We start from the raw sequence: 22,373 nt of genomic DNA, 5'->3' as shown, positions 1-22,373 counted from the left end.
ACCCGTGGGCGCGGGCGCGATAACGGTTTTCGGCGTGATTCCGTCCGGCGTCACGCCGATGGATGTGGCAGGCGCGGTACGACGGCCGCGTGCCCCGCCCGTACGGCCTCGATGACCGCTTCGTGGATGTCGCGGCTCTCCGCTTCGGAAGCGCACGGCACCGGACTGCCCGACATGGTGAACCAGTCGGACGCGCCGCTGTACTGCACGGCCACACGTGCTTCGTCATCCGCCCAGGTCGTGTGCACGGTCAGGTCGCCGGTCAGGGCACCGACCTCGTCGGTGAGCACCCCACCACGCCCGGTGTAGACCCCGGCGGTCGTCCATGATGCCCAGCTCATCCATCCAGGTTCACACCCGGATGCCACATGCGCCACCGACGCGACCGCCCCGGCCGGACACGGGTCCGGCCGGGGCGGAACGGGTCCGTCGGATCAGGCGAGGGACGCGATCGCCTCGTTGAGCGTGGCGGACGGCCGCATGACGGCCGCGGCCTTGGCCGGGTCGGGCTGGTAGTAGCCGCCGATCTCGGCCGGGGAGCCCTGTACCGCGGCCAGTTCGGAGACGATGGTCTCCTCCTGCTCGGCGAGGGTCTTCGCCAGGCCGTCGAAGGCGGCCGCGAGCTGCGCGTCCTCGGTCTGCGCGGCCAGCTCCTGGGCCCAGTACAGGGCCAGGTAGAAGTGGCTGCCGCGGTTGTCGATGCCACCGAGGCGACGGGTCGGCGACTTGTCCTCGTTGAGGAAGGTGCCGGTGGCGCGGTCGAGGGTGTCGGCGAGGACCTGGGCGCGGGCGTTGCCCGTGGTGGCGGACAGGTGCTCGAAGCTGGCCGCGAGGGCGAAGAACTCGCCCAGGCTGTCCCAGCGGAGGTAGTTCTCCTTGACGAGCTGCTGGACGTGCTTCGGGGCGGAGCCGCCGGCGCCCGTCTCGAAGAGGCCGCCGCCGGCCATCAGCGGGACGACGGACAGCATCTTGGCGCTGGTGCCCAGCTCCAGGATGGGGAAGAGGTCGGTCAGGTAGTCGCGGAGCACGTTGCCGGTGACCGAGATGGTGTTCTCGCCGCGACGAAGGCGCTCCAGGGAGAACTTCGTGGCCTCGACGGGGGCGAGGATCCTGATGTCCAGGCCCTCGGTATCGTGCTGCGCGAGGTACGCGTCGGTCTTGGCGATCAGCTGGGCGTCGTGCGCGCGGGTCTCGTCGAGCCAGAAGACGGCCGGGTCGCCGGTGGCACGCGCACGGGTGACGGCCAGCTTGACCCAGTCCTGGACGGGCAGGTCCTTGGTCTGGCAGGCGCGGAAGATGTCGCCCTCGGCGACCTCCTGCTCCAGGACGGCGTTCCCGGCGGCGTCGACGAGGCGGACGGTGCCGGCCGCGGCGATCTCGAAGGTCTTGTCGTGGGAGCCGTACTCCTCCGCCTTCTGCGCCATCAGACCGACGTTGGGGACGGAGCCCATGGTCGACGGGTCGAAGGCGCCGTGGGCGCGGCAGTCCTCGATGACGGCCTGGTAGACACCGGCGTAGCTGCTGTCCGGAAGGACGGCGAGGGTGTCGGCCTCCTGACCGTCCGGGCCCCACATGTGGCCGGAGGTGCGGATCATGGCCGGCATCGACGCGTCGACGATGACGTCGGACGGGACGTGCAGGTTGGTGATGCCCTTGTCCGAGTCGACCATCGCGAGGGCGGGGCCCTCGGCGATCTCGGCCGCGAAGGACGCCTTGATCTCCTCACCGATCTGCGGGACGGAGTCGAGGCCCTTCAGGACGGCGCCGAGACCGTCGTTGGGGGACAGACCGGCCGCGACGAGGGCGTCGCCGTACTTCGCGAAGGTCTGCGGGAAGAAGGCGCGCACGACGTGGCCGAAGACGATCGGGTCGGAGACCTTCATCATCGTGGCCTTGAGGTGCACGGAGAAGAGGACGCCCTCGGACTTGGCGCGGGCGACCTGCTCGCCGAGGAAGGTGCGCAGAGCGGCGGCGCGCATGACGGACGCGTCGACGACCTCGCCTGCCAGGACCGGTACCGACTCGCGCAGCACGGTGGTGGTGCCGTCGGCGGTCACGTGCTCGATGCGCAGGGTGCCGTCCTCGGCGATGACCGTGGACTTCTCGGTGGAGCGGAAGTCGTTCTCGCCCATGGTGGCGACGTTCGTCTTCGAGTCCGCGGTCCAGGCACCCATGCGGTGCGGGTGGGTCTTGGCGTAGTTCTTGACCGAGCCGGGGGCGCGGCGGTCCGAGTTACCCTCGCGCAGGACCGGGTTGACGGCACTGCCCTTGATCTTGTCGTACCGGGCGCGGACGTCCTTGTCCTCGTCGGTCTGCGGGTCGTCCGGGTAGTCCGGGAGGGCGTAGCCCTGCTCCTGGAGCTCGGCGACCGCGGCCTTCAGCTGCGGGATGGACGCCGAGACGTTCGGAAGCTTGATGATGTTGGCGGCCGGCGTCTTGGCCAGCTCACCCAGCTCGGCGAGGGCGTCGTCGATGCGCTGTCCCTCTTCGAGACGCTCGGGGAAGCTGGCGATGATGCGGCCGGCCAGGGAGATGTCACGGGTCTCGACATTGATCCCGGCGGTCGAGGCATACGCCTGGACAACGGGCAGGAACGAGTACGTCGCCAGGGCGGGCGCCTCGTCAGTGTGCGTGTAGATGATGGTCGAGTCAGTCACCGGGTGTGCTCCGCTCCACGTCTGCGTCTGCGAGATTGCTCGACATCAAGATATCTCCTGATCGGGCTCCTCGGTAAAGGGCCCTGTCCATCGGTACGGAACGGGCCGCCCGTCCAGGTCGACGTGGCGCAGCAGCGCGAGGACCGACAGCGTCACCGCCGCGCCCGCGCCGGCGGCGATGCCCTGGCCGGCCAGGTAGGCGAGCCGCGGCAGGGACGGGTCGCCGGGGGCCGTGCCGAACATCGTGCCGAGCAGGAGGGCGAGCCCGACACCGAGGCCCGCGATGGCCAGGAGCGCCGTCGGGCCGGTCACGAGCAGGGTGCGCAGGGGGTGGCGGGCCCGGGGCGTGGGGGCGACCCTGCCGCGTCGGGCGAGCATCCCGGCCAGTCCGCAGCCGACGGCCAGGACCAGCAGGTCGGCGCCGAGGACGTCGCCGGGCCGGTGCCATCCCGCGGCGAGGGTGTAGGCGCCGACGGCCGTGACCCACAGGGCGCCGATGCCTGCGGCCGGGAGGCGCATCCGGTGGGGGACGACCACCAGCAGGCCGAACAGCACGCTCACCGCGATGGTGGTGTGTCCGCTGGGGAAGGTGTTGCCCAGGAGGTGCGGCAGTGCCTCGATCAGGTCGGGCCGGCCCAGGACGTACAGCTGGAGCACCTCGGTCAGCAGCAGTGATCCGGTGACGGTGCCGAGCGCGACGAGCGTGAGGGCGTACCGCTGCCGCAGCACGCCGATGAGGGCCACCACCAGGACGCCGACGGCGAGGGAGGCGAGGGTGAGCCGCCGGAGCCCGGGGTGGGCCGACCGCGCGGCGGCCAGTGGCCCGTCGGCCAGCCGTCCGGCCAGCGCCGCGTTCTCCCAGCGCTGGCCCGTCGCCGTGAGGACCAGCCAGGCGTAGAGGACGGCCAGCAGGGCGACCGAGCCGAGGCAGGCGGCCCGCATCCGGTTGCGGACACGGGCGCTGAAGGAACCGGCCGCTTCCCCGGCCACGGCCGCGTACCACCAGGTGCCGGTCGCCGGTGTCGAGGGGAAGCCGTCCGTGCGCGGCCTGTCGTAGGGAGCCATGTCCCGATTCGAACCCGGCGTGCCGCCGCGCGCCCGCTGGAGGCACCCGAACGACACGCCGAAGAGCGCACGCCGGGCGGCCCGGAGTGGGCCACGGGGACAGGCCCGAGCGGACACGGGCGGGGACGGACCGCCGGGCCGATGACGGCCGCGCGGGCCGCGCTCGGGCAGACGCCGCGAACGCGGTCACGGTCTCGGGGACCGGCGGCACGGACCATGGGCGTGGCCCGGAGTGCCCGGCCCACGGGCCAGGAGAGGCTCCGCACCCTCCAGAACCGCCGCGATCCGCTCCCAGGTCTCCGTGTCCCGCCGCACCGGAGGCAGGACGGCGCCGCCCCCCGCACCCCAGGCGACGGCCGGTGCGACCGGGTCGGCGCCCGTGAGCGCGCCCGCCGCGAGCGCGGCGGCCCCGTAGGCGACCGGTTCGGTGACGGCGGGCACGAGGAGCGGACGTCCGGAGAGCCTGCGGACGGTGTCCCGCCAGAAGCGCCCCCGGGCTCCTCCGCCGATGAGGCGCAGGGGGCGGTCAGCCACCGCCGCGGGATCGGGGGTACAGACGTCGAGGAGGCCGTCGAGGACGCGCAGCACGCTGAAGGCGGCGCCCTCGTAGGCCGCGCCGAGCACGGCGCCGGACGCGGTGTCGTGCCGCAGGCCGGTGAGGAGGCCGCCCGCGTGGGGCAGGTCGGGTGTGCGTTCGCCGTCGAGATACGGCAGGACCACCACGCCGCCGCCGGGCACGGCCTGTTCGCGGTCGAGACCGAGGAGCCGGGCGAACCGATCCACGGCCAGGGTGCAGTTGAGTGTGCAGCCCAGCGGGAGGTACGTGGCGTCGGTGGCGGCGAACCCGGCGAGGCCGGGGGCGGCGGGACGGGTGCGGGTGGCCGCGTAGACCGTCCCGGAGGTGCCGAGGCTGACGACGGGGTGGTCGAGCAGTCCGTGCGCGCCGAGACCGAGCCCGACGGCAGCGGCCATGTTGTCACCGGTGCCGGCCGCGACGGCGACGTGTCCGGGGAGGCCGAGGGCGCGGGCGGCGGAAGGCGCGAGGGTGCCCACACGGGTAGCGCCGGTGGGAGCGACCGCGGGCAGCAGGCCCGGGTCGATCCCGAGGAGGTCGAGCAGTCCGGCGTCGTAGGCGTGAGCGGCGGTGGAGTACCAGCAGGTGCCGGAGGCGTCTCCGGGATCGGTCACGGCCTCGCCGGTCAGCCGCTCGGTGAGGAAGTCGTGCGGAAGCCGGATGCGGGCCGCCGCGGCGGCGGTGGCGGGCTCGTGGGCGCGCAGCCACGCCCATTTGGCGGCGGTCATGGCGGCGACGGGTACGGAACCGGTCCTCGCCAGCCAGGGCCGGGGGCCGCCGAGCGCATCGGTGAGGGCGACGGCCTGGGGCGCCGAACGGACGTCGTTCCACAACAGCGCGGGCCGCAGCGGTGTCCCGTCGCCGTCGAGCACGACCAGGCCGTGTTGCTGTCCGGCCACGGCGATCGCGACGACGGCGCGTGCCGGGACGCCCGCGTCCCGCAGGCCCCGGCCGACCGCGTCGCGCAGGGCGGACCACCACTGCCCGGGGTCGCTCTCGCGCGCGCCGTCCGTGCCGGTGACCGTGTGCGGGGCGCGCCCGACGGCCAGCAGTGCGCCGGTGGCGGAGTCCACCACGGCCGCCTTCGTCGACTGCGTGGAACTGTCCACGCCGATCACCACGGGATTCCGCTCGGGCATGGCGCCTCCTCGGGGTCGGTGTCCTGCCGGGTTCGCGTCCAAGGTCAGGTTCGCGTTTCAAGGTCGGGTTCGAGGCCAGGGGCCGGGCCCACTGGCGTGGCGCCTGTCGGTACCGTATTAGTTATTTCAGAAAACAAATCGGAGATCCAGGCCGCCGACCGAGAGGACGCCCCATGCCCACCCGATGCGCCCCCACCCCCGCCGACCGTTTCACCTTCGGCCTGTGGACCGTCGGCTGGCAGGGCCGAGACCCCTTCGGCGACGCCACCCGGGCGGCCCTCGACCCCGTCGAGTCGGTCGGGCGTCTCGCGGAGCTCGGCGCGTACGGCGTGACGTTCCACGACGACGACCTCATCCCCTTCGGCGCGTCAGACGCGGACCGCGCGAGGGCGGTCGCACGTTTCCGTGCCGCACTCGACGGCACCGGCCTGAAGGTGCCGATGGCGACCACGAACCTCTTCTCACACCCGGTCTTCAAGGACGGCGGCTTCACCGCCAACGACCGCGAGGTACGGCGCTTCGCCCTGCGCAAGACGATCCGGAACATCGACCTGGCCGTCGAGCTCGGTGCGGCCACCTATGTCGCCTGGGGCGGCCGGGAGGGCGCGGAGTCGGGCGCGGCGAAGGACGTCAGGGTGGCACTCGACCGCATGAAGGAGGCATTCGACCTCCTGGGCGACCACGTCACCACGCAGGGCTACGACCTGCGCTTCGCGATCGAGCCCAAGCCGAACGAGCCGCGCGGCGACATCCTGCTTCCCACGATCGGGCACGCCCTCGCCTTCATCGAACGCCTGGAACGGCCGGAACTGGTCGGCGTCAACCCGGAGACCGGCCACGAGCAGATGGCGGGGCTGAACTTCCCGCACGGCGTCGCGCAGGCGCTGTGGGCGGGCAAGCTCTTCCACATCGATCTCAACGGCCAGTCGGGCGCCAAGTACGACCAGGACCTCCGGTTCGGGGCCGGGGACCTGCGTCAGGCATTCTGGCTCGTGGATCTGCTCGAGTCGGCCGGCTACGAGGGCCCCCGGCACTTCGACTTCAAGCCCGCGCGCACCGACGGCTCCGACGGCGTGTGGGAATCCGCGCGGAACTGCATGCGCAACTACCTGATCCTGAAGGAGCGAGCCGCCTCGTTCCGCGCGGATCCCGACGTCCTGGAGGCGCTGGCCGCCGCACGCGTTCCCGAGCTGTCCGTCCCGACGGCCGCCGACGGTCTCGGCGGGCTCCTCGCGGACCGGTCGGCCTACGAGGACTTCGACGCGGTCGCGGTGGCCGCGCGGTCGTCGGCCTTCGAGCGACTGGACCAGCTGGCACTGGAGCACCTCCTCGCGGCGCGGTGACGACGCCCGGGACTCCCGCGGCTTCGGGCACCACGACGCGGTCGACGCCCCGCGCGGGCGGGCGCGCCGGGCTCAGGACGAGGCGCGGATGACCAGCTCCGTCGGCAGCACGCGGCGCGGCTGTTCGACGGACTCCTCCGTGATCTCCTGGAGCAACAGGCGCGCCATGGTGCGTCCCATCTCCTCGATGGGCTGGCGCACGCTGGTCAGCGGCGGGTCCATGTGCCGGGCCACGGCCGAGTCGTCGACGCCGACGAGTGCGACGTCCTTTGGCACGCGGCGGCCCGCCGCGCGCAGCACCGAGCGCGCGCCCGCCGCCATCACGTCGGAGGCCGCGAAGACCGCGTCCAGCTCGGGCGCGCGCTCCAGGAGTTCCCGCATCGCCCGACGCCCGCCCTCCTCGGTGAAGTCCCCCGTCGCCACCAGCGACGCGTCGGGCACGAGACCGACCTCCGCCAGACCCGCCCGGTAGCCGTCGAGCCGGCACCGGGCGACGTACATGTCGAGCGGGCCGGTGACGGTGGCGATGCGACGGCGACCCCGCCCGGCGAGATGCGCGACGGCGGAACGGCCCGCGCCGACGTTGTCGGAGTCGACGAAGGCCACCGGCTCAGCCTCGGACCGGCGTCCGTTGAGCACGGCGGGCAGGCCCAGCATCCGAACCCGGTCGGGCAGCGGATCGTCCCGGTGCACGGAGACGAGGAGCACCCCGTCCACCCGCTGCGCGGCGAGGTACTGTTCGAAGCGCTGCCGCTCCTTGTCGTCACGGATCAGCGTGAGTAGCAACTGCTTGTCGGCCTCGGCGAGTTCGCCGCTCACCCCGCGGACGATGTCGAGGAAGTAGGGCTCGGTGAAGAGCCGGGCCTCGGTCTCGGGGATGACCAGGGCGACCGCGTCGGTACGACTGCCGGCCAGGGCACGGGCCGCACGGTTGGGCACGTAGCCGAGTTCGGCGACCGCCCGTTGGACCGCCGTCCTCGCCTGCTCGCTCACCCGGGGCGAGCCGTTGATCACCCGCGAGACCGTGCCGCGCCCGACCCCGGCCCTGGCCGCGACCTCCTCCAGGGTGGGTCTGCCGGTCCGACGCCCGCTCGCCGCCATCCGCTGTCTCCCCTCGCCTGCCGGTGTGTCGCCGACCCTATCCCGACGGGAGCGCTCCCATACCCCTCGGCGGCCCCACTGGACGACGGACGCCCCAGGCCCGTGACCGGACGCGCCCGGACGCTCACCCACGATCCGGGCGGCGCGGCTCGAAGGGCGGAGCCTCCGCGGGCGGCGGCGCTCCCCGGACACGGCGCCCGGCCCGACGGAGGACGGCGCGGAGGAGGCGGCCCGGGGCCGGCCGGGGCGCGGGCGCGGTGCCGCCGTTCCGCACGACCGCACTCCCCAGGCGGGGCGGCGTCTCAGGAGATTCCCACCCGTTTGGCGTACTCTCGTCCGAGTATGTCCTGACCCTCGATCGCAACCGGAGACCGTGTGCGCCGCCCCTTCGCCGACGTCGACACACCCCCCTCGCCCCTGTCGGGACGCGGCAGTCGCACACGTATCGCGGTCCTGGTGGCCGGAGCGGCCGTCGCCGTCGGCGGCGGCCTGTACGGCGCCGGACTCGTCGCCGCGGGGGACGAGATATCCCAGGGCACCCGGGTCGACGGGGTGGACATCGGAGGGATGAGCCGTGCCGAGGCGAAGTCGAAGCTGGACACCTCGGCACCGTCGTCCTGGACCCGCGCCATACCGGTGCGGGTCGGTGAGAGCACCGGCACCCTCGATCCCCGGTCCGCCGGCCTCGGTGTCGACACCGCGAAGACCGTCGAGCGGGCCGCGGACGCCGCGCGCGACCCGCTGACGGTGATCGGCCGTCTCTTCTCCTCGGGGGAGCGCGACGTCGAACCCGTCGTCGCCTTCGACGAGGCCAGGGCGGCGGCGGCACTGACGGTGGCCTCCCGGACGTACGACCGGGAGATGACCGAGGGTGCCGTCACCTTCGCGTCCGGCAAGGCGGTGCCGGCCGAGGCGCGCGCGGGGCAGCGACTGGACACCACCCGGGCCGTCGCCACGATCAGGGAGGTCTACCCCTGGGCCGGCCGGGGCCGGGTGACGCTGCCGGCCGAGGTGTCGTCTCCCGAGGTGGGCGAGACCGAAGTAGCCCGTTTCATGGACGACTTCGGCAAGCCCGCGATGTCGGGACCGGTGACGCTCACCGTCGACGGCCAACCCTTGCGGATCTCCGCGGCGACACTGTCCACCCATCTGACGGCGAAGGCGGACGACACGGGGCGGCTGGTCCCGTCGCTCGACGCCGAGGGGCTGCGGCGCGATCCGGCCGTGGCGCGCCCGCTCGACGCGCTCGCCACGGGGCCGGTCGACGCCACGCTCGGTGTGCGCGACGGCCGGGTGGTGGTGACGTCGGACGGCAGGACGGGGCACCGGGTGACAGCCCGGTCCCTGGGCGACGCCGTCCGCCCGCTGCTTCCGAGGACCGGGGACGCGGCCCGCACCGGACCGGTCACCACCGCGCGGGTCGAGCCGGAGCTGACCCGCGCGTCCGCGGCGAGGATGGGTATCGAGGAACAGATGTCCACCTTCACGGTCGAGTTCCCGACTGCGCCGTACCGGACGACCAACATCGGCAGGGCGGCGGAGCTGATCAACGGCTCGCTGGTCCGCCCCGGGGAGGTCTGGAGCTACAACCGGACCGTCGGCGAACGGACCAAGGCCAACGGTTTCGTGGACGGCACGATGATCCTTGACGGGCAGTACCACTCAGCCCCCGGTGGCGGCGTCTCCGCCGTCGCGACCACGGTCTTCAACGCGATCTTCTTCGCCGGGGTCAAGCCGGTCGAGTACGGAGCGCATTCCTTCTACATCGAGCGGTACCCGGCGGGACGGGAGGCCACGGTCGCCTGGGGCACGCTCGACCTGAGGTTCCGCAACGATTCCGGGCACTCGATCTACATCGCGGCGAGCGCCACCGACCACTCGGTGACCGTGAGTTTTCTGGGCACGAAGAAGTACGACCGGGTGGAGGCGGTGGCGGGCCCGCGCACCAGGCTCACCGAGCCCGCGGAGCGCAAGGGCACCGGAGCCGCGTGCGAGCCGCAGACACCGCTGGAGGGCTTCGACATCGATGTGGACCGGGTGTTCCACGACGGCGGAGCCGAGGTCGGGCGGGAGACCTTCCGCACGCACTACACTCCGCGCGACCGCGTCACCTGCGCATGAGCGGCGCGTCCGACCCCAGCACCCCGAGCAGGTGGGTCACCGCCTCCGCGACGGCCGTGCGGGCCGGGCCGAGGTAACGGCGCGGATCGACGGTACCGGCGTGCTCCCTCAGGTGGTCCCGCACGGCCCGGGTGAACGCCTTGTTCAGATGGGTGGCGACGTTCACCTTCGTCATGCCCGCGCCGACCGCCCGCACCAGGTCCGCGTCACCCACGCCCGACGAACCGTGCAGCACGAGCGGGACGGGCACGGCGTCGCGCAGCGCCGCGACGAGCGTGAGGTCCAGGACGGCGTCCCGGGTGAGCATGGCGTGGGAGCTGCCGACGGCGACGGCGAGGGCGTCCACCCCGGTGGCGGCGACGAAATGCCGCGCCTCGTCGGGATCGGTGCGCACGCCGGGGGCGTGCGCACCGTCCTTGCCGCCGACCTCACCGAGTTCGGCCTCCACCCAGACGCCGTGGCCGTGGCAGTGGCCGACCGTCTCGCGGGTGGCGGCCAGATTCTCCCGGTAGGGGAGCCTCGACGCGTCGAACATCACCGATCCGAAGCCGAGCCGCACGGCCTCATGGACCAGCGCGGGAGATTCCGCGTGGTCGAGGTGGACGGCGACCGGAACCGCCGCGCGGCGAGCGGAAGCGAGGGTCGCGAGGGCGATCGGCTCCAGAGAGCCGTGGTAGCGGGCGGTGTTCTCGCTGATCTGGAGGATCACCGGCCGGCCGGCCGCCTCCGCGCCGGCGACGATCGCCTGCGCGTGCTCGATCTGGACGACATTGAAGGCACCGGCGCCGGTGCCGGCTGCGCGGGCGCCGAGGACGATCTCGCCGGTGGGTACGAGCGGCATCAGTCGCTCTCCCCCGCGGCCGGAAGGACGACGGAACGGGTGAGGTTGCGGGGCCGGTCCGGGTCCTGGCCCTGGGCTTCGGCGAGCAGGACGGCGAGACGCTGCGCGCGGACGAGGTCGGCGAGCGGGTCGAGCCCACCGGTCCGGATCGTCCCTCCGCCGGGCGCGGAGCCGGAGCCCGGCGGGAAGGCGGAGTCCGAGGGGGCTGAGTCCGCGACGAGCGTGCCTCCGACCCGGGCGACGTCGTCCGCGAGCCCGGTGGGGACAGGGCCGAGCACCCAGGCGACGCGGCCGGGCCCGGTGATGCTGATCGGTCCGTGCCGGTACTCCATGGCCGGGTACGCCTCGGTCCAGGCACCGGCCGCCTCGCGCATCTTCAGTCCGGCCTCCAGGGCCAGGCCGTAGGTCCAGCCGGTCCCGAGGAAGGTGAACTGCTCGGCATCGACGACGGCGTCGCGCAGCGGCTCGGCCAGGGCCCGTTCGGCGTCCCGGGCCGCCTGCTCCATCGTGCGGGTCCCGGCCGGCAGAGCGCCCTCGGACTCCAGGTGCGCGCGGAGCAGAGCGAGGGCGGTCGTGGCGAACCGGGTCTGCACCACCGACTCCTCGTCGGCGAAGTCCAGCACCGCCACCGTGTCGGCCGCCGTCATGACCGGGGTCGCGGGGTCGGCGGTGAGGGCGCCGGTCGGCACGCCGCCCGCGACCGCGCGGAGCAGGTCGAGCACCTCGGTCGTGGTGCCCGAGCGGGTGAGGGCGAGGATCCGGTCGTACCGGCGCCCGAGAGGGAACTCCGAGGCGGCGAAGGCGTCGGTCTCGCCGTGGCCGCCGCCCTCGCGCAACCGGGCGTATGCCTGGGCGATGAACCAGGAGGTCCCGCAGCCGACGACGGCGACGCGCTCGCCGCGCGCGGGAAGGACGGCGCGGTGCAGGGCGAGGGTGGCGGCGGCCTCGCGCCAGGAGGCGGGCTGGGAGGCGATCTCGGCCGCGGTGCGGGAGTGACCCGTGGTGGACACGTCAGACTCCTTCACAGAGAGCAACCTGCTCTCTCATGCGTGAATTGATAAGGTTTCGAGCATCTTCGAGCATCCAATGAGGTGCAGTATGCATGAGGGGACACGCCCGGTCCAGAGGCCGGGCCGGTCCGGTCCGGTCCGGGCCGGGCCGGGCCGGTCCGGTCCGGGCCGGGCCGGGCCGGTCCGGGCCACGGGAACGCGGCACTCAGAGCTGCCCCTGCGCCCTCGGCGGACGCACGACGGCATGGGGTCACGGCGCGGGTGCCGCGCCCCCACGCCGGGTACGGAATCGCCCGGATACGACCCCTACTGCGGCGACCCGTCGCCTTGTGGCGCACCGCGTCCGGCGCCTCGCCCCGATCCCGACGGGAATGACGGACCAGCCCTTAGACTCGCGATCACGCACGGCGCGCGAAGCGCCGCCCGGAAGGAATCCCGATGGCGAAACACGAGCGCTGGAACACGCTCCTCGAACTGCTGGCGGCCACCGGCCGGCTGGAGGTCGAGGAGGCGGCGGTGACCCTCGACGTCTCGCCGGCCACGATCCGCCGCGATCTCGATGAACTCGCGGAGCAGCGACTGCTGGTGCGCACCCGTGGCGGCGCGGTCCCGCACGGCGTCTCGTACGAACTGCCGCTGCGCTACAAGTCCTCCCGGCACGCCTCCGAGAAGCAGCGGATCGCCGCCGCGGTGGCCGGTCTCGTCCACGAGGGCGAGGTGGTGGGCCTCAACGGCGGTACGACGACCACCGAGGTCGCGCGCGCCCTGGCCCTGGGCTTCGGAGGCGGGAGTCCGGCGGGGCCCCCCGGCTCCCCCGTCCCGCCGGCCCTGACCGTGGTCACCAACGCCCTGAACATCGCCGCCGAACTCGCCGTACGCCCCCGGATCAAACTCGTGGTGTCCGGCGGTGTCGCCCGCGCGCAGACCTACGAACTGGTCGGCCCGCTCGCCGCCGGGGTGCTCGGCGAGGTGGTGCTCGACGTCGTGGTGCTGGGTGTCGACGGCATCGACCCGGAACTCGGCATCATGGCGCACCACGAGGACGAGGCGGGCATCAGCCGGCTCTTCGCCGAGCGGGCGAGCCGGGTCGTCGTGGCCGCCGACGCATCGAAGATGGGGCGGCGGGCCTTCGCCCGCATCTGCGGGACGGATCGGGTGGACGTCCTGGTGACGGACACGACGATCCCGGCGGAGGCGGTGCGGCGGCTCACGGACGCCGGAGTGGAGGTCGTCGCCGTCTGAGGGCCGGCGATCGGCCGCCGTAGGCGGCGGCCTGGGAGACCGTGAGGCGGACGTCCGTGGCGCTCTGGTTGGTCAGCGTGAGCACCAGGTCTCCGGAGAACGCGTCATGACGTGCCGTCACCTCGGGGCCCGCGGTCGTGCCGGGTCCCCGGAAGCCGCGCAGGAAGCCGTTGGGTCCGGTGACCGTCAGCTCGTACGTCCCCCGGGAATACGCGAGCGTGCCGGAGGTACGGGCGGCCGGGATGGCGGCGGCCCGGGCGATGCCGGTGTTCAGGGCCGCGAGAGCGGCGGTGGCGCCGGCGATCTGCGGGAAGCGGCGCCGCTTGGCTTCGGTCATGTGCCCGTGCACCTCTGGGGGATATCCGGGGAACGGTGGTCCGGGCAGGCCAAAGAACAGTGAGGGAGGGGACGGGCGCGTGGCCTGGACGCGTGGGGGCGTGGTGCGGGACGTGAACGGAGCCGTTCGCGCCCCGCACGCCCCGATCCGCCGTAGGGCGGCGCCGCGGCCCGGGGGCCGGTCGGCGGGCGGGCCACGGGCCCGTGCGAGGATTCCCGCGCGCTCCGCGGCCCGCGTCACCGGGGCCGGGGCCGTGGACGGGAACCGCGGATGACCGGAAACTGTCCCCAGAGGGGAGCGGTCGGACCACGACACCGAGGGGGCGGGATGAGCGCATGGACGGTACCGGGCTACACCGAGGCCCGGGAGCTCGGATCCGGCGGCAGTGGACGGGTCGTGCTCGCCGTGCACGACGGGACCGGCATCCCGGTGGCGGTCAAGTACCTCAGTGAGCGGATGCGGACGGACGCCTCCTTCGTGCGGGACTTCCGCGCGGAGGCGCGGCTCCTGGGCGCCCTGCGCTCGCCGTACGTCGTCGGCCTGTACGAGTACGTGGAGGCGCCGGGCGGCGCGGCGATCGTCATGGAACTCGTCGACGGCGTCGCGCTGCGCGCGCTGCTGGCGCGGGAGGGATCGACCGGACCCGAGGCCGCGCTCGTCGTCCTGAAGGGGTCTCTGCTCGGTCTGGCCGCGGCGCACCGGGCGGGAGTCGTGCACCGCGACTACAAGCCCGAGAACGTCCTGGTCTCGCCCGACGGCCACTCCAAGCTGGTGGACTTCGGCATCGCGGTCGACGACGGCAGCCGGCCGGGCGTCGCGGGCACCCCCGCCTACATGGCTCCGGAACAGTGGAACGGCGAGCCCGCCTCCCCCGCGGCCGACGTGTACGCGGCGACCGCGACGTTCTTCGAGTGCCTGACCGGACGCAAGCCGTACTCCGGCGAGAACTTCGCCGAACTGGCACTCCAGCACCTCGACGCGCCCGTTCCCGACGCGGCGGCCCCAGAGCCGTTGCGTCCGCTGATCCGGCGTGGTCTCGCGAAGCATCCGGAGGAACGGCCGGGGGACGCGGCGGAGTTCGTCACCGAGCTGGAGACGGCCGCCGCGGCCGGGTACGGACCGGACTGGGAGGAACGCGGGAAGCGGAGGCTGGCCGCGCTGGTCGCCCTGCTGCCGCTGCTGCTGCCCTCCGGGGGCAGCGCGGCCGAAGGCACCACGGCGCTCGCCACGACCCGTCTGCCGGAGGCGCCCCGGCGCTTCGGCCGACGGGGCCGGCAGGGGGTCCTCGCGGGTGCGGCGGCGCTCGTACTGGCCGTGCTGATCACGCTCGGGGCCCGCGCGGGCGGTGCGGGGCCCGAGGTCCGGACGACGGACCGGGCGTTCGCCGTCACCACGGCCGGGCCCGTCGAGCCGCCGTCGCCGACGGACCCGGTCCCGTCCTCGGAGGTCCCGGGATCCGCGACGCCCACGGCGACCGCGACGACCCCGGACACCTCGGCCTCCGCGTCCGGCACGGCGGACCCGGTCCCCGCACCGGACACCCCGACGCCGACGGCTCCGCCCGGCTCCACCGCCCCGCCCACGAGCGCGCCACCCACGACGGTGTCACCGTCCGTTCCGCCTACGGATCGCACCGCGTCCGCCTCGCCGTCGTCGCCGGCGCCCGTCGGTGTGCGGTCGGTCTCGGTGACCAGCCTGCGTGACACCGGCGACGGGAGCGCGGAGGCGACGTTCACGGTCACCACCGACGGCCCCGGACCGGTCACCCTGGTCGTCGCCTGGTACTCCGGGAACGTCAAGGGCGACCTCGGCACCGCCGACGGCTCCGCTGCCTACCGGCGCAGCGGAGCGACCCGGTACACGCTCACCCTCACCCACGCCTTCCGCGGCGGCTGTTACTGGGGGGTCCGCGCCACGACCGACCCGGCCGCGGCGAACGGCGGTTCCTCGCAGCAGGTCCTGACCCGGCGGTGCACGCTGACATGAACGATCCCCGGGTCCCCTACGACCCCGACGAGACGGTACGGCACAGCGGTCCCGGCGCGGCGCCGGTCCCGGTGCCGGTCCCGGCACCCGGTGGGCCCGAGCCCGGTCCGGGTTCCCCCGCCGACGAGTACAGCGCCACGGTGCTGGGCAGCCACTGGTTCGAAAGGCCCGTGGACGAGACCGTTCCGGACCGGGACGCGGACGCCGCTCCGGGCGGACCCGGCGGCGAGGTCGTCCCGGACCGGGTCGAGGGCGAAGTCCTCCGGTTCGGACCGGGGGTGACGGCGGCCGCGCTCGGGAGCGGCGGCGCTCCGTCCCTCACGACCCGCATGATCTGGCACGGCACCCTGCCCGGTGCCGACCCCGGCACGGCCCCGCCGCCACCCCGCCGCCCCGGGGTACTGCGGGTGCTGCGCCGCTACGCCCTGGCACTCGTCGTGCTGCTGGCGGTCCTGGGCTACCTCGGCTGGCAGCGTTTCGGCCCGCCCCTGTCCCTGCGTGAGACGGCCGTCACGGCCCCGCGGGAGCCGCTGGCCTGTGACGCCACGGCGGACGTCGTGGGAGTGGTGCGGACGAACGGCCGGCCGGGCACGATCACCTACCGCTGGGACCGCAGCGACGGCTCGACGTCCGGCCTGCTGCGGGAGCGGGTCGCCCGGGGGCAGCGGGAGGCCACACTGCACCTGCTGTGGACCTTCCACGGCCGGGGCACCCATCAGGCCGCGGCCACCCTGGTGATCACCTCACCCGCGGGGGCCACGGCCACCGGCCGCTTCGTGTACCGGTGCGCCTGAACGGTGCGGTGCCACGCCGGACGCCTCGTCCACCGGACCGCCGCTCAGCCGCCGCGCCGCACGCGTGCCGCCTTGCGTGCCTCGGCCGTCCGGCGTGCCTCGGCCGTCCGGCGCGACTCGTTCTTGGCGCGGCCGGGCCGTCCGGGGACGGTGCCGATGCCGCGGAAGGCGGCGCCACCGCGCTGGGGGCGGTCCTTGCCGGCCGCGGCGTTCGCCGGGGCCTGCGCTCCGGTGATGCGGGTCAGTTCCGCCTCACCGGAGCGGACCTGCGTGATCCGTGGGCGGACGCCGGCGTCCGCCAGTACACGGGCGACGTCCCGGCGCTGGTCGGGCAGCGCCAGGGTGACGACCCGCCCGGACTCCCCCGCGCGGGCCGTCCGGCCGCCACGGTGGAGATAGTCCTTGTGATCGGCGGGCGGGTCGACGTTGACGACGAGGTCGAGGTCGTCGATGTGCAGGCCGCGCGCGGCGACGTTGGTGGCGACCAGCACGGTGGTCTCGCCCCGCCTGAACCGGTCCAGGGTGTGGGTGCGCTGTGGCTGGGACTTGCCGCCGTGCAACGCCGCCGCCCGCACTCCACAGCCCAGCAGGTGTCGGGTGAAGCGGTCGACGGCCTGCTTGGTGTCCAGGAACATGATCACGCGCCCGTCGCGTGCGGCGATCTCGGTGGCGGTCGCGAACTTGTCGGGTCCGTGGACGTGCAGAACGTGGTGTTCCATCGTGCCGACCGCCCCGGCCGTGGAATCCACGGAGTGGACCACCGGGTCGTGGAGGTAGCTGCGGACCAGGTCGTCGACGTCGTGGTCCAGGGTCGCCGAGAAGAGCAGGCGCTGGCCGTCGGGGCGTACCTGGTCGAGCAACGTGGTGACCTGGGGCAGGAAGCCCAGGTCGGCCATCCGGTCGGCTTCGTCGAGGACGACGACGCCCACCTGGTCCAGGCGGCAGTCCCGGCGCTCGACGAGGTCCAGGAGCCGGCCGGGGGTGGCGACCAGGACCTCCGCCCCGGTACGCAGCGCGGCGGCCTGGCGGCCGATCGACATCCCGCCGACGACGGTGACCATGCGCAGCCTCAGCGCCTCGGCGTAGGGCGTGAGCGCGTCGGTGACCTGCTGGGCCAGCTCGCGGGTCGGGACGAGGACCAGGGCCAGTGGCTTCTTGGCGTCGGCACGCCGGCCGGCGGTGCGGGTGAGGAGGGCCAGGCCGAAGGCGAGCGTCTTTCCCGATCCGGTCCGCCCGCGGCCGAGGACGTCGCGGCCCGCGAGGGCGTTCGGCAGGGTGGCGGCCTGGATCGGAAACGGAGTGGTCACCCCGAGGCCGGTCAGCGTCGTCCGGACCGCGCCGGGCAGGTCCATGGCCTCGAAGCGCTCGGCGGGAGGGAGGCCGGGGGTGGCGGTGGCCGCCCCGGACGCGCCGCTCGACGGAACGGGCGCCGGGGCGTCGTCGGTACGGTCCGAGCGGTTCATGGGTGCCTTCCTCGACGGGCCGCGTGCCGCGAGGTGCGGCGGACGCGTCTGCGCCGCTTTCCCCCGGGGGCGCGACGGGACCTCACGCGGTGTGGATCCGGTGTCGTCGCGGTGGCCGCCCGTCCGGAGTCCTCCGGGTGGGACCCGGGAGACGGAAGTGCCCGGTGGTGTCACCACTTGGGCACGTGAAGCCTGTGGGAACCACGACTGCGACAGACATCGACTGTAGCAGCCGGTCCCTGACACCGGTCTTCGTCGCGCGGGCGGGGCAGCCGACGCACGACGGCGCGCGTCACCACGTCGCCGGCCCGCGAAGTGCGGCACGGCCCGGATCGCGCCCGCTCCGGGCCGTCGGACGGCGCGGGACGTCCGGTGAGCCGCGTCCCGGGAAGGACCTCCCCACGCGTCAGGTGGCGTGCAGGCGGGTGTCCCTGCCCGGAGGGTCCTCGCCGCTGGTCATGTCCTGGGTGCCGATGACGGAGAGCAGTTCCAGCTGCGCGGCGCCTTCGGACCCGGGTGGTGCGGTGAACCACAGCAGGCGCTGGCGTCCGTCTTCGCTGAACATGCTGTGGCAGTCGAGTTCGATGACCCCCAGGACGGGATGGACGATGCGTTTGCGGTCGTTCCGGCGCAGGGCGATGTCCCGCGTGTCCCAGAGAGTGGCGAACTCCTGGCTCCGACGGCGCAGCACGGTCACCATTCCGGCGACTTCGGCGTCGTGGCCGCGGCGGCCGGCGACCGCCTGGAGATCGGCCACGAAGACCCGCGAATGGTAAGGGTGTTCATCGGGCGGGTAGAGCGCACGGGCGGCGGGGTCGGTGAACCAGCGGTGGACGAAGCTCGCCTCCGGGCCGCGCACCGTCGGCTGACGGCCGACGAGAGCCGCGGCCGGCTCGTTCTGCACGAGGGTTTCGTGCAGGTCGGTGATGACCTGGGCGGGAGTGGTGGTGAGCCGGTCCAGGAGGCTGAGCAGAGCGACCTGGACGAGACCCGCCGGACCGTGTGCCGACGGGGGAAGCGGCCGGCCGGCGAGGCGGAACACGTGGTCGCGCTCGTCTCGGTTCAGGCGTAGCGCCCGAACGAGTGCGGCCACGACCTGTGAGGAGGGCTGAGCGCCTCGCCCGCGCTCGAGTTCGGTGTAGTAGTCCGCCGACAGGCCGGCCAGCTGCGCGACCTCCTCACGCCGCAGTCCGGGCACCCGGCGACGGGGGCCGGTGGGCAGGCCCACGTCCCCCGGCCGGATCCGGTCGCGCCTTGATCTGAGGAACGCGGCGAGTTCGGGAAGGTTCACTCCCCCATCCTCACGCGCGTGGCGGGTCCGAGCCAGGGGTTGGTGACCCCCGGGTAGGTCCAGCCCTGGCCGGGGACGGAACACCGGTCGATCGTGGAGGGACACGGGGCTCCCTCGGCGCGGCGGGCGACTCTCCGCACTCCGGACGGCGCCCCCGGTCACGAGTCACCCTCACCTCCACAGGAAGAGAACCGCCATGCCATTCGCCAACTTCAAGGTGCCGGCCGGAACCCTCGACGCGAAGCAGAAGGAACAGATCGTCGCGCGGACCACCGACCTGTACGTGGAGATCTACGGTGAGCGCGCCCGCGCCACCACCATGGTCCTCGTCGAGGAGGTCACGGACGGGGGCTGGGGCATCGGTGGCGACGTCCTGACCCTCGGCATGCTCCAGCGGCCCGCCGGAGGGTGAACGACGCCGCCCGCGACGGTCCCGGCACCGTCCGGCGCACGCCGCGCTCCCGCCGACGGCCGGGAGCGGCGTGGCCGCCGCGTCAAGCCGATGCCCGGCTCACCGCATGACGGGCGGTGTGCTGATGCGGTGAGGACGGTGAGACGGGGTGTGGTCCGGTCCGGCACCGTGCGGATTCCTCGGATTCCCCCCGACTTCCGTCTCCGCGGCGCTACGCTCGGCGCTCGTGAGGAACACGGCATATGAGGATGCGAGGTGGCCGACATGGCTGAAACGGTGAAGTGCGGCAAGTGCTTCGCGACGAAGGTTCCCGGCACCCGTTGCCAGGGCTGCGGCGACGAGAGCTGAGACCCCGGGAGCGGCGACCGGGTGCGGGCACCGCATGGAGCGTCCCGGACGCTCCGGTGAATGGTCCCGGACACCCCGGATGATCCGCCCTACGAGGAGATGACATGACACCGCCTGGCCGGCAGCCGTCCGTACCCGACCGCAACGTCCGGCCGCCGACGGCACAAGCCTCGCTCGGCGCGGGGGTGGTCGTGGCCGACGGTGCGGGGCGGGTGCTGCTCGGGCTGCACCCGTCGGGGGTGTGGGAGCTGCCCGGAGGAAAGGTCGATCCCGGCGAGTCCATCGAGGAGGCGGCGGTCCGTGAACTGGCGGAGGAGACCACGCTGGTGGCCGACGTCGGCGACGTGGAGATCGTCGCGATCCTCCTGGACGCCCTCACCGCGGCGGACCTGACCCGCCTGACGGCGGTGGCGGTGGTAGGGACCTTCGACGGCACCCCGGTCGTGGCCGAGCCCGGCAAGATCGAGCGCTGGGAGTGGACGGCGCTGGACCGTCTGCCGGAGGCGATGTTCCGGCCCTCCGCACAGGCTCTCAAGGCGTGGAACCCCGAACTGCCCATCGTGGACGAGCCCTTCCACCGCTATCCGCTGTCCCGGCGCGGTGGCGCGGCCTGACGGCCACGACCCGGCTCATCCGCCGTCGCACGACCGCGCTCGCCGTCCCTCCGGACGGCGAGCGCGGCGTGTCACCGGCCGGACGGTTCAGGCGCGGTGACGCTCCCGGCGCGTCTCGTCGGAGCAGGAGCCGTAGCCCTCGTCGCCGTAGCCCTGATCTCCATAGCCGTGATCTCCGTAGCCCTCGTCGCCGTAGCCCTCGTCCTCGCAGGGGTCGTCGTCACGGCTGTTGTCCAGGCGCACGATGACGACCTGCTGGCTCTCGCCGATGACGTACGGGCCCGCGACCGGGTCGGCCGGCAGGACGTAGCCGTCGGGGACACCGGTCTCCCTCAGGTAGTACGTGCCGTCGTCCAAGCCGTCGAAGGAGCACAGGCCCCCGACGTTCGTCGTGCATGGCGTTCCGATCAGGGTGTCCGGATCAACGGCGCCGGTCTGCAGACCGTCCCGCCCGTTGGTCTCCTGCCACAGTTCGAACGTCGCGCCGCGCAGCGGGAGGTGGCTGTCCGCGTCACTCTTGAGGATCTTGACGGAGCCGTTTCCCTCGGGAATGGGGGACCGGCTGTTGACCGCCGTCACCGACACGCCCTCGGTGGCGTTCCCGTCGGTCAGGACCAGCGGCCCGAAGACCGCCGGTTCAGGAAGCCGGTACCCGTCCGGGGCCTGGGTCTCCTGCCAGTAGTAGGCGCCCGTCTCCACCGTCCGCGTGCACACCCCGTCGGCACCCGTCGTACAGGCCGCCCCGACCTGCGTGTCCGGGTCCGTCCCGCCCGTCTGCAGACCGGCCGTCCCGTTCGTCTCCTCCCACAGCCGGAAGGTCGCTCCCGGGAGCGCCGCCCCCGTGTCCGCGTCCCTCTTCGTCACCGACACCGCACCCGTGGTGGGTACGGGGGTGTCGTCGCAGTCGGGCAGGTCTCCGTCGAAGGGGTAGGCGTGGAACTCCTGGCCGCCACCGCCGGTCGCCGCGCTGGTGTGGACGAGGGAACCGGTGGTGAAGAAGCGTCCGTTGACGCCGGGGAGGGTGACCGTCGTGGTCGACGTCTGTTCGCCGATGAGGAAGCTGCCCTGGAACTGTCCGGTTCCGGCCAGTTCGACCGAGGTGGCGTCGGGGAAGTTCCACAACAGCCGCTCGCGGTAGGCGTTGAGGGGGTCGGTCGAGTCGTCGATGCCGCCGCTGTAGGTGTTGATCGTACGGTCGGCTCCCAGGACGTTGACGAGGATGGTCGCGCCGTCGGGGATGCCCGCGAAAGCGACGCCCACCTGCCCTCCGGTCGATCCGGCCATGTCGAAGTCGACGTTGAATACCTGGAGTTGCGAGGTTCCGTCACCGGTGAACAGGGTCTGCCCGTCCTGGTTGACAGCCGTGCCCGTGGGCGTTCTCGGCGCGCCGTCGACGCGCGCGTAGCAGCGGCTCGCCGCGGTGAGCTGGTCTCGCAGAGCGGTGTAAGGTCCGGCGGCGTCCGGGTCGGCGGCGAGCGTGGCCTCGACCGTTCCGGTCAGGGTGCCCGCGTAGCGCACGACGCCTTCCTCGGCGAGCAGCCGCTGCCCCGTCGCGACGGTGATGTCGCCACCGGTGGTCAGCCAGTCCGACCCGGCCGGCGGCGCCACCCGGGAACCGACGCCGGCTTCGCCCACGTTGTAGATCTGGCTCGCCTGCGCGTCCTTGTCCATGTCGAAGGCGTCCAGGACGACGACGCGCCCCTCCGCCTCTGCGGCGGAGCCCCGGACCCTGAAGTCGTCACCGACGAAGATACTGATCGCGTTGTCACGGCCCGCGATGGGGCCGTTGTTGATTCCCGGGAAGGGGTCGGGGCAGTCCCCGGGGACACAGGGGCCGAGCCCTCCGGGAAGGGGTTCCGCGACCGCGGAGGCCGCACCCGGGCCGAGGAGGAGCACGGGGGCGGCGGCGAGGGCCATCGCGCAGGCGAGCCCGGCGGTGCCGGACCGCCCGAGCGGACGCGTACGGTGCCGGGGGGTGTGATGTCTCATGCCCGGGAGTCTTGGGCCGCGGTCCGCGGCCCACCACGCGAGATGA

Annotated in this window: 18 protein-coding genes; 7 read left to right on the top strand and 11 right to left on the bottom strand. The window is 73.5% G+C overall.

Features of this window, described 5'->3' with window-relative positions; translation table 11 throughout:
* Positions 1-50 precede the first annotated feature (50 nt).
* The 4 genes from OG393_RS30210 to xylB all read right to left on the bottom strand — a co-directional run bounded on the left by OG393_RS30210 (position 51) and on the right by xylB (position 5,435).
* Positions 51-341, bottom strand: coding sequence for a hypothetical protein (locus OG393_RS30210; protein WP_327377857.1), 291 nt, complete (start codon positions 339-341; stop codon positions 51-53).
* Positions 342-434: 93 nt separating this feature from the next.
* Positions 435-2,657 (bottom strand): NADP-dependent isocitrate dehydrogenase, encoded by a 2,223-nt coding sequence (locus OG393_RS30205; RefSeq protein ID WP_327377856.1) that lies wholly within the window; start codon positions 2,655-2,657, stop codon positions 435-437.
* A 45-nt stretch (positions 2,658-2,702) separates the two neighbouring features.
* On the bottom strand, positions 2,703-3,722 hold the full coding sequence (locus OG393_RS30200) for a phosphatase PAP2 family protein (RefSeq protein WP_327377855.1): 1,020 nt from the start codon (positions 3,720-3,722) through the stop codon (positions 2,703-2,705).
* 186 nt (positions 3,723-3,908) lie between these two features.
* Entirely contained in the window at positions 3,909-5,435 is a 1,527-nt protein-coding gene (gene xylB, locus OG393_RS30195; protein WP_327377854.1) for a xylulokinase, read from the bottom strand.
* Between the two features lie 173 nt (positions 5,436-5,608).
* Here xylB and xylA point away from each other — a divergent pair, with 173 nt between their 5' ends.
* On the top strand, positions 5,609-6,778 hold the full coding sequence (gene xylA / locus OG393_RS30190) for a xylose isomerase (protein ID WP_327377853.1): 1,170 nt from the start codon (positions 5,609-5,611) through the stop codon (positions 6,776-6,778).
* Between the two features lie 72 nt (positions 6,779-6,850).
* Here xylA and OG393_RS30185 read toward each other — a convergent pair whose 3' ends face one another.
* Positions 6,851-7,879 (bottom strand): LacI family DNA-binding transcriptional regulator, encoded by a 1,029-nt coding sequence (locus OG393_RS30185; RefSeq protein WP_327377851.1) that lies wholly within the window; start codon positions 7,877-7,879, stop codon positions 6,851-6,853.
* 375 nt (positions 7,880-8,254) lie between these two features.
* Between OG393_RS30185 and OG393_RS30180 the strand changes: the two genes are divergently transcribed.
* Positions 8,255-10,000 carry a VanW family protein gene (locus OG393_RS30180; protein ID WP_327377850.1) on the top strand — a complete coding sequence of 582 codons (1,746 nt, stop codon included), beginning with the start codon at positions 8,255-8,257 and terminating at the stop codon, positions 9,998-10,000.
* Here OG393_RS30180 and OG393_RS30175 read toward each other — a convergent pair.
* Positions 9,987-10,841: a class II fructose-bisphosphate aldolase gene (locus OG393_RS30175; RefSeq protein ID WP_327377849.1), complete on the bottom strand. Its 855-nt coding sequence runs from the start codon at positions 10,839-10,841 to the stop codon at positions 9,987-9,989. The two genes, OG393_RS30180 and OG393_RS30175, sit on opposite strands and share 14 nt — an antisense overlap.
* Positions 10,841-11,851, bottom strand: coding sequence for an SIS domain-containing protein (locus OG393_RS30170; protein WP_327377848.1), 1,011 nt, complete (start codon positions 11,849-11,851; stop codon positions 10,841-10,843). The genes OG393_RS30175 and OG393_RS30170 overlap by 1 nt, the downstream gene beginning before the upstream one ends.
* Positions 11,852-12,289: 438 nt before the next feature.
* Between OG393_RS30170 and OG393_RS30165 the strand changes: the two genes are divergently transcribed.
* Positions 12,290-13,093, top strand: coding sequence for a DeoR/GlpR family DNA-binding transcription regulator (locus OG393_RS30165; protein WP_327377847.1), 804 nt, complete (start codon positions 12,290-12,292; stop codon positions 13,091-13,093).
* Here the strand turns inward: OG393_RS30165 and OG393_RS35560 are convergent.
* Positions 13,059-13,430, bottom strand: coding sequence for a phospholipase domain-containing protein (locus OG393_RS35560; RefSeq protein WP_442817378.1), 372 nt, complete (start codon positions 13,428-13,430; stop codon positions 13,059-13,061). The genes OG393_RS30165 and OG393_RS35560 overlap by 35 nt on opposite strands.
* Positions 13,431-13,757: 327 nt before the next feature.
* Between OG393_RS35560 and OG393_RS30155 the strand changes: the two genes are divergently transcribed.
* The gene (locus tag OG393_RS30155; protein WP_327377846.1) at positions 13,758-15,416 is read left to right on the top strand and encodes a serine/threonine-protein kinase; all 1,659 of its coding nucleotides are present in this window, start codon (positions 13,758-13,760) and stop codon (positions 15,414-15,416) included.
* The gene (locus OG393_RS30150; RefSeq protein WP_327377845.1) at positions 15,413-16,210 is read left to right on the top strand and encodes a hypothetical protein; all 798 of its coding nucleotides are present in this window, start codon (positions 15,413-15,415) and stop codon (positions 16,208-16,210) included. The genes OG393_RS30155 and OG393_RS30150 overlap by 4 nt, the downstream gene beginning before the upstream one ends.
* Before the next feature lie 44 nt (positions 16,211-16,254).
* On the opposite strand, the gene OG393_RS30145 is transcribed toward OG393_RS30150, so the two are convergent.
* Positions 16,255-17,673, bottom strand: coding sequence for a DEAD/DEAH box helicase (locus OG393_RS30145; protein ID WP_442817377.1), 1,419 nt, complete (start codon positions 17,671-17,673; stop codon positions 16,255-16,257).
* Positions 17,674-18,079: 406 nt separating this feature from the next.
* Positions 18,080-18,964, bottom strand: coding sequence for a helix-turn-helix transcriptional regulator (locus tag OG393_RS30140; RefSeq protein WP_327377844.1), 885 nt, complete (start codon positions 18,962-18,964; stop codon positions 18,080-18,082).
* A gap of 196 nt (positions 18,965-19,160) precedes the next feature.
* On the opposite strand from OG393_RS30140, the gene OG393_RS30135 reads away from it, so the two are divergent.
* Complete coding sequence (locus OG393_RS30135; protein WP_327377843.1) at positions 19,161-19,376, top strand: 4-oxalocrotonate tautomerase family protein; 216 nt, start codon at positions 19,161-19,163, stop codon at positions 19,374-19,376.
* A gap of 452 nt (positions 19,377-19,828) precedes the next feature.
* Positions 19,829-20,338: a nucleotide triphosphate diphosphatase NUDT15 gene (locus tag OG393_RS30130; protein WP_327377842.1), complete on the top strand. Its 510-nt coding sequence runs from the start codon at positions 19,829-19,831 to the stop codon at positions 20,336-20,338.
* An 87-nt stretch (positions 20,339-20,425) separates the two neighbouring features.
* Here the strand turns inward: OG393_RS30130 and OG393_RS30125 are convergent, their stop codons facing one another.
* Positions 20,426-22,327, bottom strand: a complete 1,902-nt coding sequence (locus OG393_RS30125; protein WP_327377841.1) for a choice-of-anchor A family protein — start codon at positions 22,325-22,327, stop codon at positions 20,426-20,428.
* Positions 22,328-22,373: the final 46 nt, after the last annotated feature.

Origin of the sequence: Streptomyces sp. NBC_01216, assembly GCF_035994945.1 — a bacterium.
Classification (GTDB): domain Bacteria; phylum Actinomycetota; class Actinomycetes; order Streptomycetales; family Streptomycetaceae; genus Streptomyces.
The sequence above is the reverse complement of the archived record's forward strand: the minus strand, read 5'-3'. Positions and strand labels throughout refer to the sequence as shown.